This is a genomic window from Kineococcus anabasis, assembly GCF_054590795.1.
Genome location: NZ_BAAIHU010000011.1, coordinates 160867 through 176891 on the forward strand (window position 1 = coordinate 160867; position 16025 = coordinate 176891).

A 16025-nucleotide genomic window follows, 5' to 3' on the forward strand; every position below is an offset into this window, starting at 1 on the left:
GGCCACCGTCCGCGGGGGAACGAGGGGTCATCGCGTGGACGCAGCGGAGCGGCCCGGCCGCCGCGACCCCTGGGTGTCCCCCCTGGCCGTCGAGGGCGTGCAGCGCCTCCTCGACCTCGCCCGCACCCACCTCGGCATGGAGATCTCCTGGCTGTCGCAGTTCGAGGGCGGGCAGCAGGTGATCCACGCCACCAGCGGCGACACCGGCGCGATGAACGTCGTGCGCGGCGAGGGCACCCCCGCGGAGGGCTCCTTCTGCGTCCGGGTCCTCGCCGGCACCCTGCCCCCCGTCGTCCCCGACGCCCGGCGCCACCCCGTCACCCGGGAGCTCCACGTCACCTCCGAGCTGGGCATCGGCTCCTACGTCGGCGCCCCCGTGCACGACCGCGACGGGCAGGTCACGGGGATGCTGTGCTGCCTCAGCCGCACCGCCAGCCCCGGCCTCGACCCCGGCGCCGCCCGGTACGCGGCCCTCGTCGCCGACCTCGTCAGCGACCACCTCGCCAGCGCCGCGGCCGTCGAGCAGCGCGCCGCCCACCGCACCCGCGCCCTCGTCGAGGACCTCCTGCGGGCCGGTGACCTTCGGATGCTCTTCCAGCCCGTCGTCCACCTGCACGACGGGCGCGTCAGCGGCTACGAGGCCCTGGCCCGGTTCGGCCCTCCCGGGTCGGGCCACCCGGAGTTCCCCACCCCCGCGCACGCGTTCGCCGCCGCCGGCCGCGTCGGGCTCGGCGTCGACCTCGAACTGCTCGCCGCGCGCCGCGCGCTGGCTTTCCTCGGGCGCGTGCCACCCGGCCTGCGCCTCAGCGTGAACCTGTCCGCCGAGGCCCTCCTCGACGAGCGCAGCACCGACCTGCTCCTGCGGTGGGCGCAGCGCGCCCGGGCGCGCGGCCGCACGATCGGCGTGGAGATCACCGAGCACACGCAGGTGCCGGACTACGCCGCGCTCCTCGCGGCGGTCGGGCGGCTGCGCACCGCGGGGATCACGCTCGCGGTGGACGACGCCGGCGCCGGGTACGCCAGCCTGCGGCACATCCTGCGGCTGCACCCGGACGTCATCAAGGCGGACCTGGAGATCGTGCGGGGCGTCGACACCGACACCGTCCGGCAGTCGCTCCTGCGCTCCCTCGTGGGGTTCGCCGCCGACATCGGCGCCGACCTCGTCGCCGAGGGCGTGGAGTTCCCCGCCGAGCACGAGACGCTCCTGCGGCTCGGCGTCCGGCTGGGCCAGGGGTACCTGCACGCCCGCCCGGGGCCCCTGCCCGGGGAGGACGCGGTGCCCGCCCGGCCGTCGCCGCAGCAGGGCGGGAGCCCCTGACCGCTGCCGCCGGGTCGCGGCCCGGCGCACCCGGCTGCCTACCATCGCCACGTGGCCGATGAGGGCGAGCACCTGCTGTGGCACTACACCGACCTCGCGACCCTGATGGCGATGGTGGAGGGTGAGGAGGCCGGGCGGATCGACGGCACCGGTCCCGGCGGCGACCGGGTGCCCTGCCTGTGGGCGGCGCACTTCGAGTACCTCAACGACTCCCGCGAGTTCCACTACGCCCGCGACCTGCTGCGCCGCGCGCTCGCGGACCTCGACGCCGAGGGTGACGGCGGCCGGCGCGAGGCGCTGCGCCGGATCCGCGCCGAGCTGGACGAGCCGCGCGCCGTCGAGCCCGCCGGCGGCCCGTTCATCGTGTGCCTGTCCTCGGCGGAGGACTCCCTCAGCCAGTGGCGCGGGTACGGCATGTCCCGGCGGTCCGTGGGCTGCGCCATCGGTTTCGACGAGCACGCCCTGGAGGAGCTGGGCGCGGAGCGGCACCTGGTCCGCTACCTCGGCGAGGAGCAGGGCGCCCGCTGGATCCGGGAGAACCTGCCGTGGTTCCGGGACGGGGAGCCGGACGGCGCCGGCCGCACCGAGCACGACGTCGAACAGGAGCTGTACTACGACCTGTTCGGGTACTCCGCGCAGCTCAAGCACGTCTCCTTCGCCGACGAGCAGGAGGAGCGCTTCGTGTGGCGGCAGGACGGCAGCCACCGCCTGCACTTCCGCACCAGCCAGTTCGGGATGACCCCGTACGTCAAGGTGCCGTTCCCGCGGCTGCGGCAGGCGGTCCGGCGCATCCGCATCGCCCCCAACCCCTACGAGGAGCACGCGCGCGTCGCGGTGTCGGCGTGGGCGGCGGACGCCGTCGGGGAGCACGTGCGGGTCCTGCCCAGCGAGAGCCCCTTCCGGGGCTGGTGAGGAGCACGACGCGGGCGGCGGAGCGGCCACGGGGCCGCGTGCCGCCTCGTCCCGCGCGGGCGCGGCGACCGCGTGCTGCCGCTGGCCGGGCCGGGGCTCAGGCGGGAGCGGGCGGCCGGGACCGGCGCGCCCGCAGCACGAGCAGCAGCGCCGGCACCGTGGCCAGCGCGACGGCGACGCCGAGGCCGGGGAACCCGGCCAGGGCCAGGAACGGGCCGGAGCCGAGCGCGGCCAGCGCCGCGACCGCGTTCATCAGTGCGTCCGTCAGCCCCTGCACCCTCGTGCGCACGTCCGCGGGCACGGAGGCGGAGACGAGCGCCGCGCCGGGCACGGTCACCAGCGACCAGCCCACGCCCAGCAGGAGCAGCGCCAGGGTCACGCCGGCCGTGGTGGTACCGGCCAGGGCGGCGACGGCACCGGAGACGAGCACGGTGCCGAGCCCGGCGAGCACCACGGGCAGCTGCCCGCGCCGGTCGGCCAGCGCGCCGACGAGCGGGGCGAAGGCGAACATGCCGAGCACGTGGACGCTGATGACGAGGCCCACGACGGCCACCGTCGCGCCGTGGTGGTCCAGGTGCACCGGGGTCATCGTCATGAGCCCGACCATCGCGGCGTGGGCCAGCACGAGCGCCACGAGGCCACCGCGCGCGGCGGGCAGGGCCCACACGACCCGCAGCGCCGCTCCGGTGCCGCCCCCGTGGCCCGGGCCGGCGGCGGGTGCGGGGGAGCTGGGCGCCGGCGGCAGCAGGGCGGACAGGGCCGCCGCGGCGGCCATGCCCCCCGCGGCGAGGACGAAGGCGCCCGCCAGGTGCGGCAGCCCCAGCGCCGCCTCCACGGAGCGGCCGGGGGTTCCGAGGTTGGGGCCGAGGACGGACCCGAACGTCCCCGACCAGACCACCAGGGACAGCGCCCGCGTCCGCAGGTGCGGCAGCGCCCGGTCCGCGGCGGCGAAGCGGGACTGCAGCTGCGCGGCGGAACCGGCCCCGAGGGCGAGCATCCCCAGCACGAGCAGCGGCACGGACGAGGCGACGGCCGACAGCACCAGCACCCCCGCCCCCAGCGCCGCCACGGCCCAGCCGGTGCCGAGCGAGACCCGCCGCCCGCTGCGGGCGGCCAGCGCGGCCAGCGGCAGGGCCAGCAGCGCGGCCCCGGCTGTGGAGGCGGTGCGCGCCACGCCCGCCCACGTCTCCGAGCCCGCGACGTCCTCGGCGAGCAGGACGCCCACGGACGGCGCCGCCCCCATGCCGAGGGCGCCGGCGACGGAGGCGGCGACGAGCAGCCGCAACGTGCGGCGCTGGGCGCGGCGGGCCGCCGCCCCGGGCCCTGCCGGGTCCTGCGACAACCCCTGCCCGTCGTCCTGCGCGTCGTCGTCCGCGGGCCGGTCCCGTCCTGCAGCCGCGTCCCCGCCCGTGCCGTGCACCGCGCCCCCTCCGTCCGGTGCACGCAGTCTGCCGTGCCCGCGCCCGCCCATCTCCGGGTTCGCGCGCACCGGGATGGGCCGAGCCCGCCCATCTCCGGGTTTGGGCGCACCGGGAGCCCCCCCAGCCCGCCCATCTCCGCGGTGTGGGTTGAGGACGTGCGGGCGGTGGGCACCCGCACGGCCCAGCGGGTGCTACCCGTCCGGACCTGCGCGGCGGGCCGCGAAACCTGTTCCCCCGCAGGACGGCTCAGGTGGGCGGCCCGGTCCGGGGTTTCGCCGTGGACCCGCCCCGCGGCGGCGCCGTCCCGTGCGGCGACTCCGCTACCGGTACGGCGGCGAGCGACGCAGGGTGATATCGCAGGGCCGGCCGGGTGAGTCCGAGCAGGAAACGCTCCGTGACCACACTCACCGTGGGTCACTACGGAGGTAGGTCCGGCCGTTTCGCGCCGGGCTCCCTCTTCTCTCCTGGAGCGAACCACCATGCGCACGTCGTCCCTCGTCGCCGCCGTCACCGCCGCAGTCGTCCTCGGCACCGGGGGTGCCGCCGTGGCCGTCGGGAACTCCACCGCGAAGCCGGCCGAGGGCGCCGCGAGCGTCGAGCGGCTGCTCGCCTCCGCCGACGAGGGCGCGTCGCGTCAGCTCCTGGGCGCGGCCCCTGTCGGGCGCAGCGGCATCCGCATCTCCGGCGCGGACCGGTACTCCACGGCGGTCGCCGTGTCGCAGGAGACGTGGAGCGAGGGTGACGTCTCCACCGTCTACCTCGCCTCCGGCGAGAACTACCCCGACGCGCTCGCGGCGGGCGCCTCCACGCTGCTCCAGGGTCCGCTCCTGCTGACGCGCCGCGACGTGCTGCCCGCGGCGGTCGCCGACGAGCTGCGGCGCCTGCAGCCGTGCCTCGTGGTCGTGGTGGGTGGCGCCGGTGCCGTGAGCGACGCCGTCGCCGCCCAGGCCGAGAAGTTCGCGGACACCACGCGCTGCGACGAGCCCGCCGAGCCGCAGGCCGACCCGGCCTCCTGATCCGGGCCTCACGGTCCCGGGGTCCTGACCGGGCGCGCCGGGGTTCTCCCGGCGCGCCCGCGGGGGCGGCGCCCGGCCTACGCTGGGCGGGTGGATCTGCGCGCCGTCGCCTACGCCGACGCGGTGCTGGCCGCCCTCGCGGACGGGGCGCTGGTGGCCGTGTCGTACGTGACTGAGGACCTGGAGAAGGGACGCGGCACGCCCCGGTACCGGGCGCGGGTCGCGGTGTCGGTGGCGTACGGGGCGCTGGCGGCGGCGGACTGGGTGGGCTGGGAGCTGCTGACCCGCCCGCCGGGTGCACCGCTGCTGCGGCTGCAGCCGCCCGCCGTCGAGGCCGCCGACCGCCGGTACCTGGTGGTCGCCGGTGTGGGCACCGGGGTGCTGGCCGTCGCGGGGAAGGTGGCGTCGGCGCGGGCCCGCCGCCGCGGGGACCGCCGGCCGCACCGCCGGTTCGGCGTCGTGGCGGGGATCGCGACGACCGCCGTGACGCTGCCGGTGTGGCTGGCCCGGGCCCGGGCGCGGGTCGACGCCGCGCAGGCGCAGGCTGCGGAGGAACGGGCCACGGCACGGGTGACGCTCCCCGGCGCCTGGACCTGAAGACCCGGCTCCACCCCGGCACGACCCCGCGCGCCCATCTCCGGATTCGCGCGCCCGCAAGACCTCCCCGCGCGCCCATCTCCGGGTTCGCGCGCCCGCAAGACCTCCCCCGCGCGCCCATCTCCGGGTTCGCGCGCCCCACGGGGCCTCGCCGGGGCGGGCCGGGGCGGGCCGGGGCTCAGGCGCCGATGCGCAGGGGGTGCACGCCGCCGGTCAGGGTCTTGCCGGTGCTGACGTGCCGGCACGGGACGCCGCTGGCGGCGGAGCAGGTGGGGCAGGGGCGGCGCAGGGCGGGGGCCGCGGTGGCGCGCGCAGCGGTGCGGGGCCGGGTGCGGCGGAAGACCGTGATGCTCATGACTGCTCCTCGCTGAGCTCCGTGACGCTGGTCGCAGGATGTGTGTCGGCACGCACCGCGGGTTTCCTGAGCGGGCGGCCGTGGTGGGCGTGCCGTGCGAGGGCAGCACGGCCGGTGGACGCGCGGGTGGCGCCGGGGTTGCGCCGGGGTTCCGCGCTGCCGAACCTTCCGGCGGTCCGCGTGCACGCACCGACGGTCCACGGACGGCGTCCGGGCGCTTGACGAACGGGGCCCGAGTCCTTACCTTTCCCGCAAGATTTCCGAAATCATTTCGGAAGAGGCAACGGAGCCGAAGGACCACCATGCGCACTCCCCGCACCACCCGCCGCTCGCTCGCCCGCATCGTCGCCGGGCTGGCCGCCGCCCCCCTGCTCGCCGGCGTCGCGGCGATGCCCGCCGCCGCGGACAAGGCCACCGGGCCCGGCCACGACCAGCGCCCCCCGGGCCAGGCCAAGAAGGACACCCTGCGCTGGGCCGCCCCGGACGACCTGGTGATCGGCACCGCCGCCGCCGGCGGCGGCCACCACCTGGAGCAGGACTACCCGGGCCTGGAGCCCGGCCAGTCCCCGTTCCTCCACGACCAGCAGTACCGCAAGCACCTGGCGGCGGAGTTCAGCTCCCTCTCGCCGGAGAACCAGATGAAGTGGGACTTCATCCACCCGGAGCGCAACCGCTACGACTTCGCCGAGGCCGACGCCGTCGTGGAGTTCGCCGAGCGCAACGGCCAGGACGTGCGCGGGCACACCCTGCTCTGGCACAGCCAGAACCCGGCGTGGCTGACGGAGGGGAACTTCACGGACGAGGAGCTGCGCGCGATCCTCAAGGACCACATCACCACGGTCGTCGGCCGCTACAAGGGCAGGATCGACCAGTGGGACGTCGCCAACGAGATCTTCACCGACACGTGGAACGACCCGCAGGGCAAGGTCTACCTGCGCACGACCGACAACATCTGGATCAAGCGGCTGGGCCCGGGCATCATCGCCGACGCGTTCCGCTGGGCGCACGCGGCCGACCCGCAGGCGAAGCTGTTCCTCAACGACTACGCCGTCGAGAACATCAACGCCAAGAGCGACGCCTACCACGCCCTCGCCAAGGACCTCCTCGCCCAGGGCGTGCCGCTGCACGGCTTCGCCTTCCAGGCCCACCTGAGCCTGCAGTACCCCTTCCCGGACGACTTCCAGGCGAACCTGCAGCGCTTCGACGACCTCGGCCTCGAGACCGCGGTCACCGAGCTCGACGTGCGCATGGTCCTCGACGAGAGCGGCAAGCCCACCGAGGCGCAGCTCGCGGAGCAGGCCAGGACCTACGCCGGCATCCTCGAGGCGTGCCTCGCCGTCGAGGAGTGCAACTCGTTCACCATCTGGGGCTTCACCGACAAGTACTCCTGGGTGCCGGTGTTCTTCCAGAGCGAGGGTGCGGCGACCGTGATGTGGGAGAACTTCACCCGCAAGCCCGCCTACCACGCGCTGCAGGACACGCTCTTCGAGGCCAGCGGCAAGCCGCGCCCGAAGGAGACCGGCAAGCGCTGACGTCCACCACGCGCGGGCGGCCGCGACCCCTGCCCGGGGTCGTGGCCGCTCGTGCGCCCGGCGGGCGCCGGGGCTTGACGTCCGGGGCATCACGTTCCTACGGTGACCGCAACAAGTTCCGGAACGATTCCGGAACCGGCAACGGAGCCCCAGGAGCTGTCATGCGCTCTCCCCGGTACACCCGCCTCCTCGCCGCGGTCGTCAGCGCCCCGCTGCTGCTGACCGCCGCCGCCCTGCCCGCCGCCGGCGCCGACGGCTCCACCGAATCCCGGCAGACCGACGCCCAGGCGGCAGCCGCGAAGAAGGACCGGGACAACCTGCGCTTCTACGCGCCCAAGGACCTGCGCATCGGCACCGCGGCCGCCGGTGGCGGCCACCACGTCGACCAGCCCTACCCCGACCCCTTCACCCACGACCAGGGCTACCGCCGCGTCCTCGCCGCGGAGTTCAGCTCGGTCTCCCCCGAGAACCAGATGAAGTGGGAGTTCATCCACCCCGAGCGGGGCACCTACCGCTTCGGCCCGGCCGACGCGATCGTGAAGTTCGCCCGGGACAACGGCCAGGTCGTGCGCGGCCACACCCTGCTCTGGCACAGCCAGAACCCGGAGTGGCTGGAGGAGGGGAACTTCACGAAGGCGGAGCTGCGCAAGATCCTCAAGGACCACATCACCACCGTCGTCGGCCGCTACAAGGGCCGGATCGACCAGTGGGACGTCGCCAACGAGATCTTCAACGGCGACGGCACCCTGCGGACCACCGACAACATCTGGATCCGCGAGCTCGGCCCCGGGATCATCGCCGACGCCTTCCGCTGGGCCCACAAGGCCGACCCGAAGGCGAAGCTGTTCTTCAACGACTACGGCGTGGAGAGCATCAACGCCAAGAGCAACGCCTACCACGAGCTCATCCAGCAGCTCCAGGCCGAGGGCGTGCCGGTCGACGGCTTCTCCGTCCAGGCGCACCTGAGCACCCAGTACGGCTTCCCCGAGGACCTGCGCCAGAACCTCCAGCGCTTCGACGACCTCGGCCTGGAGACCGCGATCACCGAGATCGACGTGCGCATGAAGGTCGCGCAGAGCCAGCAGCCCACCCCCGAGCAGGAGGCCCGCCAGGCGGCGGACTACCGCAAGGCGCTCGAGGCGTGCCTCGCGGTCGAGGACTGCAACTCCTTCACCGTGTGGGGCTTCACCGACAAGTACTCCTGGGTGCCGGTGTTCTTCCCCACCGAGGGCCACGCGACGATCATGACGGAGAACTTCCAGCGCAAGCCCGCGTACTTCGCGCTGCGCGACACCCTGGCGAAGGCGAGCGGCAAGCGGGTCCGCTGACCCGATCCGTCCGCCGGGGCGGCGGCCNNNNCCCGGCCCCGCCTCCCCTAGGCTGGGCCGCTGGGAGGTGCCGATGTCCGACGCTCGCGGCCGCGGGGTCACGATCACCGAGATCGCACGCGCGGCCGGCGTGTCCGTGCCCACGGTCTCGCGCGTGGTGAACGGCCGGGGTGACGTGTCCCCCACGACCCGTGAGCGCATCGAGGTGCTGCTGCGCGAGCACGGGTACCGCCCACCGCCGCGTGCACGTTCCGCGAGCCGTGCGGGCCTGCTCGACCTCGTCTTCAACGACCTCGACTCCCCGTGGGCGCTGGAGATCGTGCGCGGTGTGGAGGACGTGGCGCACGCCGCCGGCGCCGGCACCGTCGTCTCGGCCGTGCACCGCAAGACCGACTCCGCCCAGCAGTGGCTCGCCAACCTCCGGGCACGCGCCAGCGACGGCGTGATCCTCGTGACGTCCGACCTCGACCCGCCGCTGGCCCACGAACTGCGCCAGATCGCGGTGCCGCTCGTCGTCGTGGACCCCTCCGGCGTCCCGCCCTCGGACGTGCCCAGCGTCGGCGCCACGAACTGGGCCGGCGGGCTGGCCGCCACCGAGCACCTCGTCACCCTGGGGCACCGCCGCATCGCGCACGTCGCCGGGCCCTCGCAGGTCCTGTGCAGCCGCGCCCGGATGGACGGCTTCCGCGCCGGGCTGGAGCAGGCCGGGCTGGCGGTGGACCCCGCGCTCGTCCTGGAGGGCGACTTCTACCAGGAGTCCGGCTACCGGCTCGGCAGCGAGCTGCTCGCGCTGCCCGACCCGCCGACCGCGATCTTCGCCGCGAGCGACCAGATGGCCCTCGGCGTCTACGAGGCCGTGCGGCGCGCCGGGATGCGCGTGCCCGACGACGTCAGCATCGTCGGCTTCGACGACCTGGCCCTCGCCGCCTGGGCGTCCCCGCCGCTGACGACGGTGCGCCAGCCGCTCGCGGAGATGGGCGCGCTGGCCGCGCGGACGGTGCTGGCCATGGCGTCCGGGGAGGACACGGACAACCCCCGCGTCGAGCTGGCCACCAGCCTCGTCGTGCGGGACAGCACCGCCCCGCCCGCCGCCGGCTGAGTCAGCCGAGGTCCGGCTCCTCCGGCTCCGCGGCCGCGACCTGCTCCTCGCCGGCGAGGCCCGCCACGCCCACCTCGGCGTCGGCGTCGGTGTACGGCTCGCCCTCGGCGGGGGTGACCCGCTCGACGGCGGCGGCGGCGCTGGCCTGCGAGAAGTCCGGCACGGAGGTCATGGCGCCAGCGTGGCAGCGGCCCGCGGCCCCCGCCACGCGGACCCGGGGTGTCCCCCCGGGCGGGTGCACCCCTGACGAAGGTCAGGGGTGCACCCGGCGTCCGGCCGGGGTGGGCGCGGCGGCCGCGTCCCTACGGTCGGGCGCATGGACCTCACCCCCCGGCACCCCACCGCACCCCGGCCCACCGGGAGGACGTCGTGATCCCCGTGCTGCCGTCGGTGTCCGAACTGCTCGCGCACCTGGCCGAACTGCCGTTCCCCGTGCTGCTGGCCGTCGCCGGGGCGCTGGTGCTGGCCGAGTGCACCATCGGCCTCGGCTTCCTCGTGCCCGGGGAGGCCGCGCTCCTCGCCGCCGCGACCACCGCCACCGACCCCGCCCGCGCGGTCGCGCTCGTCGCCGTCGTCACCGTCTGCGCGATCGCCGGGGACGCCATCGGCTACGCCCTCGGCCGGCGGCACGGCGCCCGGCTGCTGCGGACCCGGTGGCTGGCGCGCCACGCCCCCGCCGCCGGGCGCGCCACCGCGGTGCTGCGCCGGCACGGCGCCTGGGCCGTGCTCGGCGCCCGGTTCCTGCCGGTCCTGCGCACCCTCGTGCCCGCCACGGCCGGGGTGGCGCGCCTGCGCGTCGCGGCGTTCGCGCTGGCCTCGGTCACCGGGGCCGCGCTGTGGGCCGCCGCGCACGTCGGCCTCGGTGCCACGCTCGGCGAGCTGACCCGGCGGGTGGAGGGTGCGCTCGGCACCGGCGGGCTGCTCGCTGCCGCCGGGCTCCTCGCCGCGCTGGTCCTTGCCCTGCGGTACCGGTCCCGGCCTAGCGTGGGCTCCCGTGGACCCCGCCAGCCCTGAGCCCCCGCGCGGAGCGGCCACCGCCCGCGCCGTGGCGGCAGGGGGTGCGGCGATCGCCGCGGCCACCACCGCGGTCGTCCTCACACCCGCGTCGGTGGTGCTCGTCGCGCCGGCCGCGCTGTGGCTCGGCCTGCGCGTGCGCGACGGGCGGGGCGCGACCGTGGCGGCGGCGCTCGCCGTGGCCGTGGCCGTGGGGTTCGCGGGCGTCCTCGCCCCCGGGGCGCGGGCGGTCACCTTCAGCACCCTGCAGACCCTGCTGGTGTGGGCGGTCGTGCCGTGGCTGCTGGGCCGGGCGTGGGCCCAGCGGCGCCGGCTGCTCGAGGCGCAGTGGGAGACCGTGGAGCGCGTCGAGCGCGAGCGGCGGCTCGTGGCGCAGGAGGCCCGGCTGCGGGAGCGCACGCGGATCGCCGAGGACGTCCACGACGGCCTCGGGCACGACCTGAGCCTGATCGCCCTGCGCGCCGGGGCGCTGGAGCTGGACGCGGCGCTGCCGCCGGCACAGCGCCGGGCCGCCGCGGAGCTGCGGGTGAGCGCCGCCGCGGCCGTCGAGCGGCTCGGCGCCGTGGTGGGCCTGCTGCGCGAGGAGGGGACCCCGGCCCCGCTGGGCACCGGGACGAGCGTGGCCGGGCTCGTCGGGGGCGCGCGGGCCTCCGGCATGGACGTCACGCTGCACGGTGCGGACCCCGCGGACGACCTCCTGCACGGGAGCGACCCGGCCGTGGCGGCCGCCGCCACCCGCATCGTGCAGGAGTCCCTGACCAACGCGGCGCGCCACGCCCCCGGGGCCCCGGTGGACGTCCGCGTGGAGCGGCGGGGGGACCGGCTCGCCGTCGAGGTCGTGAGCGGCCCCGCCGCCGGCGAGCCGGCCGGGGGCGGTGGTGGCCGCGGCCTGCACGCCCTGCGCGAGCGGGCGCGGCTCGTCGGCGGGCGGCTGGAGGCCGGTCCGCTGGAGGCCGGTGTCCACGGGTCCGGTGTCCACGGGTCCGGCACCCCCGAGGGCGGGTTCGCGGTGCGCGCCGACCTGCCCGTCCGGGCGACCGGGCCCGCCCGCCCCGACGCGCCCCCGGCGGACGTGCCCGCGCCGGGCGCGCCCGGGGCGGACCTGGTGCGGCGGTTGCGGCTGGCGCAGCAGCGTGCGTCGCGGCGCCTGGCCGTGGCCGTCGCCGTGCCCGTGGGGGCCGTGCTGCTGCTCGCGGCGGCCCTGCAGACCGACACGCTGGTGGCCACCCACCGCTCGGTGCTGCCCCGCGCCGACTACGAGCGCCTGCGCGTGGGCCAGCCCGCCACCGAGGTGGTCGCCTGGTTGCCCGGCGACCAGGTGCCGCGCCTCTCGCCCGGCGTCGAAGCCGCCGCGGCCGCCGACCCGGCACCGGCCGGGTCGGTGTGCGTGCACCACGCCGTCACCGCGGACCTGCTGTCCGACCGCGCCGGCGACGTGTACCGGCTCTGCTTCCGCGGCGACCGCCTCGTGTCCAAGGACCTGCTCGCCGACGCGGGGGGCGTGCCGTGAGCGGGGTCGTGCGGGTCGTGCTCGCCGACGACGAGGCCGTCGTGCGCGCCGGGGTGCGGGCCGTCCTCGCGCACGACGCGGGCATCGAGGTCGTGGCGGAGGCGGCCGACGGCCGGGAGGCGGTGGACGCGGTGCTGGCCCACCGGCCCGGCGTCGTGGTCCTCGACGTGCGGATGCCGCGCGTGGACGGGCTGGCCGCGGCGGAGGAGGTGCGCCGCCTCGCCCCCGGCACCGGGATCGTCGTGCTGACGACCTTCGGGGAGGAGGAGTACGTCACACGGGCGCTGACGGTCGGCGCGGACGCCTTCGTCCTGAAGTCCGGCGACCCGCGGGAGCTGTCCCTGGCCGTGCACGCGGCCGCCACGGGTGCCGCGTTCCTGTCCCCCGCGGTCGCGCGGCGGCTCGTGGACGCGCACCGCGACGGGGTGCTGGTGCGCCGCGGGGAGGCCCGGGCCCGCGTGGAACGCCTCACCCCGCGCGAGCGTGACGTGCTGGTGCTGCTGGCGCAAGGGCTGTCCAACGGGCAGATCGCCCGGCGGCTGCACCTCGTGGAGGGCACCGTCAAGGGGCACGTCAGCGCGCTGCTGGAGACCCTCGGTGCACGCAACCGGGTGCAGGCGGCGACGACCGCGCACGACGCGGGGCTCCTGGGCTGAGCGCCCGCCCACCGCGGCCGGCCGCCCTCACGGCGCGGGCCACGTCATCTCCAGGTCGGGCTCGCGCTCCTCGTTGTCGCGCCCGTCGCTGGCGCCGGTGACCACGAACCCCGCCCGCGCGTAGAAGCGCTGCGCGCGGGTGTTGCGGGAGAACACGTACAGCCGCAGCTTGCCGCCGCAGTGCTCCTTGGCGACGTCCAGCAGGGAGCGGCCCACGCCGTGGCCCTGCGCCTCCGGCAGCACGTAGAGCTGCTCCAGCCAGCCGTCGTGGACGGCCGCGACGCCGACGATGCGCCCGTCGACCTTGGCCACCCACGTCCAGCGGTTCGGGATGAGCTCGTGCTCGACCCACCGGCGCACGTCCTCGGGGGTGTGCACGACCGCGAGCCACGGCATGGCCTCGGCCCGGGAGCGCAGCAGCACCTCGGTCACGGCGTCGGCGTCCGCGGGGGCCGCCCGCCGGAGGTTGACGATCACGGCGACCCGTCCCCCGGGGGCGCGGGGAGCTCCGCGAGGTACGCCTCGATCGCCGGGCCGTAGGACTCCGCGTGCCGGGCCAGGGCGGCGACCGCCCGGACCAGCGCCTCGCGGTCGCGGCCGAGGTCGGCCAGGCACAGCGCCGCGAGCGCCTCGGCGGCGTCGGGGAAGCCGTCCGCGTCGTCGTCCGGCCCGTCGTCCGACCCTTCGTGCGGCCCGTCCTGCGGCCGGGAGGCGCCGTCCAGGACGGCGAGGGCGTCCTCCGCGCGGTCCAGCGCCCGCAGGGAGCCCGCCAGCTGCACGACGGCCTGTGCGCGCAGGTGCCCGGCCAGCCCCGCGTCCAGCGCCGCCCGGTACAGGGCCACGGCGTCGGTGTCGCGGCCGGCGAAGTCGCTGGCGCTGGCCCGCTCGAACAGCGCCTCGGGGTCCCCCTCGGGCCGCTCGGCGGCGAGCTCCTCGACGGCCGCGAGGACCTCCTCCTCGTGCATCTCCTCGGCGCGGTCCCAGAGTGCGGCCACGCGTTCGTCCCACGTCCGCGCGTCGTGCGGCGACGTGCCGGTGTCCTGCTGCGAGGTTGCTCCGCTCACAGGAACACAGTGGCAGGTCACAGCGCGCAAGGCTCGGGCTGGTGGGTGGCAGTTCCCGGAACCCTCGCCCGACCCCGCCACCGGGTGGCGCCGAGCGCCTGCCCGGAACCGGGCGGCCGGTGGGGTCAGCCGTCCGCGGCGGGACCGGCCGGGAACCCGCCGGCGGAGGTGTCGGCGGGGGTGTCGGCGGGGAGCAGGACGGTGCTGAGGACGCGGCGCCGCCGGCCGGGGGCGGGGCGCAGGCGGGTGCGGCGCTCGACGACGGCGCGCAGCTCGGCGACGAGCTCGGCGGTCTCCGCGTCGCTGAGGTGCAGGCCCACCTGGCGGTACCCGGCCTGGTCGCGGGCGAGGTCGGGTTCCCCGGCGTCGAGGTAGCGGTCGAAGTCGGCCAGGAGGGTCGCGGCGAAGGCGAGGAAACCGCGGCGGTGGTCGCCGGCGTCCATGCCGCGCACGTCGTCGGGACCGAGGGAGGCGGCCCCGGTGCGCAGGCGGTAGGTGCGCTCGACGGTGCCGCGGACCCTGCGCTCGGCCTCGACCTCCAGCACGGCGTTCCCGGCCAGGAGGGCGACGTGGCGGTAGAGGGTGGCGGCGGGGACGTCGGGCAGCTCCCGGCGCAGGTCGCCGGTGGTGAGGGTGCGCTCGCCGAGGAAGGCCTGCGCGATGCGCAGCCGGACGGGGTGCAGGAGCAGCTCGTCGGACCTCACGGGTGGGCCCCCACCATTATTCTCACAATTGACATCATTCCAAGAACTACGAACAATCACAACCGTGCCCACCGCCACCACCTCCCGGGAGCTGCGTTTCCCCTCCGGCCCCCTCACCCTCGCCGGCACCCTCACCGTGCCCGCGGGCACCGGCCCGCACCCCGCCGTGCTGCTCATCCCCGGCTCCGGCCCCGTGGACCGCGACTCCGACCACCGCCGCCTCCGCCTCGGCGCCAGCCGCGAGCTGGCCGGCGCCCTCACCGCCGCCGGCTTCGCCACCCTGCGCTACGACAAGCGCGGCGTGGGAGCCAGCGAGGGGGACTGGCGTGCGACGGGGATGACCGACAACGCCCACGACGCCCGCGCCGCCCTCGACGCCCTGCGCACCCAGCCCGGCATCGACCCCTCGCGGGTGCTCCTCGCCGGCCACAGCGAGGGCGCGCTCCTCGCGACGCAGCTCGCGGGGGCCGACGCCCCCGTCGACGGGGTCGCCCTGCTCAGCAGCCCCGCCACCCGCGGCGAGGACGTCCTGCTGTGGCAGGCGGAGCGGATCGCCCCCACCCTGCCCGCACCCGTGCGCCTGCTCCTGCGCGCCCTGCGCACCGACCTGACCGCCAGGATCGCGAAGAACCACGCCACCCTCAAGGCCACCACCACCGACGTCGCCCGCATCGGCGGCGTCCGCGTCAACGCCCGCTGGCACCGCGAGTTCCTCGCCTACGACCCCTCCGCCGACCTCGCCCGCATCCGCGTGCCCGTCCTCGCCGTCACCGGCGAGAAGGACCTCCAGGTCGACCCGGGCGACGTCGAGCGCATCGCCGACCTCGTCCCCGGCCCCGTCGAGACCCACCGAGTGCCGGACGTCACCCACGTGCTGCGCCCGCAGCCGGGCAGGCCCTCCCTGACGGCCTACCGCAGGGAGGTGCGCGGCCCGCTCGACCCGCGCGTGGTGCGGCTCCTCGTGGACTGGGCCACCCGCGTCACCCGGGCCTGAGGACGGAGCCGGCCGGCGCGGGACGATCCGGCCGCGACGATCCGGCCCGGGCCGATCCGGCCGGGGCCTCAGGTTCCGGGCAGGACCTGCCGATGGGGAGAGCGGACCCAGCCGCTCCACCACCGGAGGACGCATGCCCGCCATCCACGCGGCCCAGGCCGCCGGCATCGCCCGTCACCGGGCCGGGACGGGTGCCTCGTTCGTCGCCGAGCAGGACCGGCGCGTCCTGGCCACCCTCACCGCGGACGACCGCGAGTTCCTGCTCGCCACGCTCGGCGCCGCCGTCGGGGAGGGCTCGCCCGTGCCGACCCTCGCCGTCGTGATCGCCGCCGACCGCCAGGCCGGGGTCCTGCCCGCGGGGGCGCCCGTCGGCGCGGACTACCTGCACCACCTGATCGAGGAGTGGCGCTACCCGCTGACCCCCCGGGAGTTCGGCAACGCCCTGCGCTGGGTCACCCGCCCCGACCCCACCGCCTGAGCACCGCCCGCACGCACGAGGGCCCCC

General features: G+C 76.7%; 18 protein-coding genes. 12 read left to right on the plus strand and 6 right to left on the minus strand.

The features are described 5' to 3' along the window. Positions 1-34: 34 nt before the first annotated feature. Entirely contained in the window at positions 35-1318 is a 1284-nt protein-coding gene (locus tag ACYQBY_RS18430; protein ID WP_459645343.1) for a sensor domain-containing phosphodiesterase, read from the plus strand. 51 nt (positions 1319-1369) lie between these two features. Next, on the plus strand, positions 1370-2230 hold the full coding sequence (locus ACYQBY_RS18435) for a DUF2971 domain-containing protein (RefSeq protein WP_459645344.1): 861 nt from the start codon (positions 1370-1372) through the stop codon (positions 2228-2230). 97 nt (positions 2231-2327) lie between these two features. Here the strand turns inward: ACYQBY_RS18435 and ACYQBY_RS18440 are convergent, their stop codons facing one another. Then, positions 2328-3650 carry an MFS transporter gene (locus ACYQBY_RS18440; protein ID WP_459645345.1) on the minus strand — a complete coding sequence of 441 codons (1323 nt, stop codon included), beginning with the start codon at positions 3648-3650 and terminating at the stop codon, positions 2328-2330. A 480-nt stretch (positions 3651-4130) separates the two neighbouring features. Between ACYQBY_RS18440 and ACYQBY_RS18445 the strand changes: the two genes are divergently transcribed. Together ACYQBY_RS18445 and ACYQBY_RS18450 are read left to right on the plus strand one after the other, a co-directional pair. After that, a complete protein-coding gene (locus ACYQBY_RS18445) occupies positions 4131-4667 on the plus strand; it encodes a cell wall-binding repeat-containing protein (protein ID WP_459645346.1) in 537 nt (178 codons plus the stop codon). 90 nt (positions 4668-4757) lie between these two features. Beyond that, positions 4758-5264 (plus strand): hypothetical protein, encoded by a 507-nt coding sequence (locus ACYQBY_RS18450; protein WP_459645347.1) that lies wholly within the window; start codon positions 4758-4760, stop codon positions 5262-5264. Between the two features lie 178 nt (positions 5265-5442). Here the strand turns inward: ACYQBY_RS18450 and ACYQBY_RS18455 are convergent, their stop codons facing one another. Beyond that, positions 5443-5619, minus strand: a complete 177-nt coding sequence (locus tag ACYQBY_RS18455; protein WP_459645348.1) for a zinc finger domain-containing protein — start codon at positions 5617-5619, stop codon at positions 5443-5445. Between the two features lie 302 nt (positions 5620-5921). Here ACYQBY_RS18455 and ACYQBY_RS18460 point away from each other — a divergent pair, with 302 nt between their 5' ends. The 3 genes from ACYQBY_RS18460 to ACYQBY_RS18470 all read left to right on the plus strand — a co-directional run bounded on the left by ACYQBY_RS18460 (position 5922) and on the right by ACYQBY_RS18470 (position 9578). Then, entirely contained in the window at positions 5922-7151 is a 1230-nt protein-coding gene (locus tag ACYQBY_RS18460; protein ID WP_459645349.1) for an endo-1,4-beta-xylanase, read from the plus strand. A 161-nt stretch (positions 7152-7312) separates the two neighbouring features. Continuing rightward, positions 7313-8479, plus strand: coding sequence for an endo-1,4-beta-xylanase (locus tag ACYQBY_RS18465; RefSeq protein ID WP_459645350.1), 1167 nt, complete (start codon positions 7313-7315; stop codon positions 8477-8479). 73 nt (positions 8480-8552) lie between these two features. Then, a complete protein-coding gene (locus ACYQBY_RS18470) occupies positions 8553-9578 on the plus strand; it encodes a LacI family DNA-binding transcriptional regulator (protein WP_459645351.1) in 1026 nt (341 codons plus the stop codon). Between the two features lies 1 nt (position 9579). Here ACYQBY_RS18470 and ACYQBY_RS18475 read toward each other — a convergent pair whose 3' ends face one another. Then, entirely contained in the window at positions 9580-9750 is a 171-nt protein-coding gene (locus tag ACYQBY_RS18475; RefSeq protein ID WP_459645352.1) for a hypothetical protein, read from the minus strand. Between the two features lie 197 nt (positions 9751-9947). On the opposite strand from ACYQBY_RS18475, the gene ACYQBY_RS18480 reads away from it, so the two are divergent. From ACYQBY_RS18480 to ACYQBY_RS18490, 3 genes are read left to right on the plus strand one after another with little or no spacing between them, the layout of a single operon-like run. Next, positions 9948-10592 carry a DedA family protein gene (locus ACYQBY_RS18480; protein WP_459645353.1) on the plus strand — a complete coding sequence of 215 codons (645 nt, stop codon included), beginning with the start codon at positions 9948-9950 and terminating at the stop codon, positions 10590-10592. Then, a complete protein-coding gene (locus ACYQBY_RS18485) occupies positions 10573-12102 on the plus strand; it encodes a sensor histidine kinase (protein ID WP_459645354.1) in 1530 nt (509 codons plus the stop codon). Before ACYQBY_RS18480 ends, ACYQBY_RS18485 begins: the two co-directional genes overlap by 20 nt. Continuing rightward, on the plus strand, positions 12099-12758 hold the full coding sequence (locus ACYQBY_RS18490) for a response regulator (RefSeq protein WP_459645355.1): 660 nt from the start codon (positions 12099-12101) through the stop codon (positions 12756-12758). Before ACYQBY_RS18485 ends, ACYQBY_RS18490 begins: the two co-directional genes overlap by 4 nt. A gap of 27 nt (positions 12759-12785) precedes the next feature. Here ACYQBY_RS18490 and ACYQBY_RS18495 read toward each other — a convergent pair whose 3' ends face one another. From ACYQBY_RS18495 to ACYQBY_RS18505, 3 genes are all read right to left on the minus strand, one after another. Then, the gene (locus tag ACYQBY_RS18495; RefSeq protein ID WP_459645356.1) at positions 12786-13235 is read right to left on the minus strand and encodes an N-acetyltransferase family protein; all 450 of its coding nucleotides are present in this window, start codon (positions 13233-13235) and stop codon (positions 12786-12788) included. Continuing rightward, complete coding sequence (locus tag ACYQBY_RS18500; protein WP_459645357.1) at positions 13232-13822, minus strand: tetratricopeptide repeat protein; 591 nt, start codon at positions 13820-13822, stop codon at positions 13232-13234. Before ACYQBY_RS18500 ends, ACYQBY_RS18495 begins: the two co-directional genes overlap by 4 nt. A 125-nt stretch (positions 13823-13947) precedes the next feature. Then, positions 13948-14526, minus strand: coding sequence for a helix-turn-helix domain-containing protein (locus tag ACYQBY_RS18505; RefSeq protein WP_459645358.1), 579 nt, complete (start codon positions 14524-14526; stop codon positions 13948-13950). A 64-nt stretch (positions 14527-14590) separates the two neighbouring features. On the opposite strand from ACYQBY_RS18505, the gene ACYQBY_RS18510 reads away from it, so the two are divergent. Then, positions 14591-15520 (plus strand): alpha/beta hydrolase, encoded by a 930-nt coding sequence (locus ACYQBY_RS18510; RefSeq protein ID WP_459645359.1) that lies wholly within the window; start codon positions 14591-14593, stop codon positions 15518-15520. A gap of 133 nt (positions 15521-15653) precedes the next feature. Beyond that, positions 15654-15998: a hypothetical protein gene (locus ACYQBY_RS18515; protein ID WP_459645360.1), complete on the plus strand. Its 345-nt coding sequence runs from the start codon at positions 15654-15656 to the stop codon at positions 15996-15998. The last annotated feature ends 27 nt before the right edge of the window (positions 15999-16025 follow it).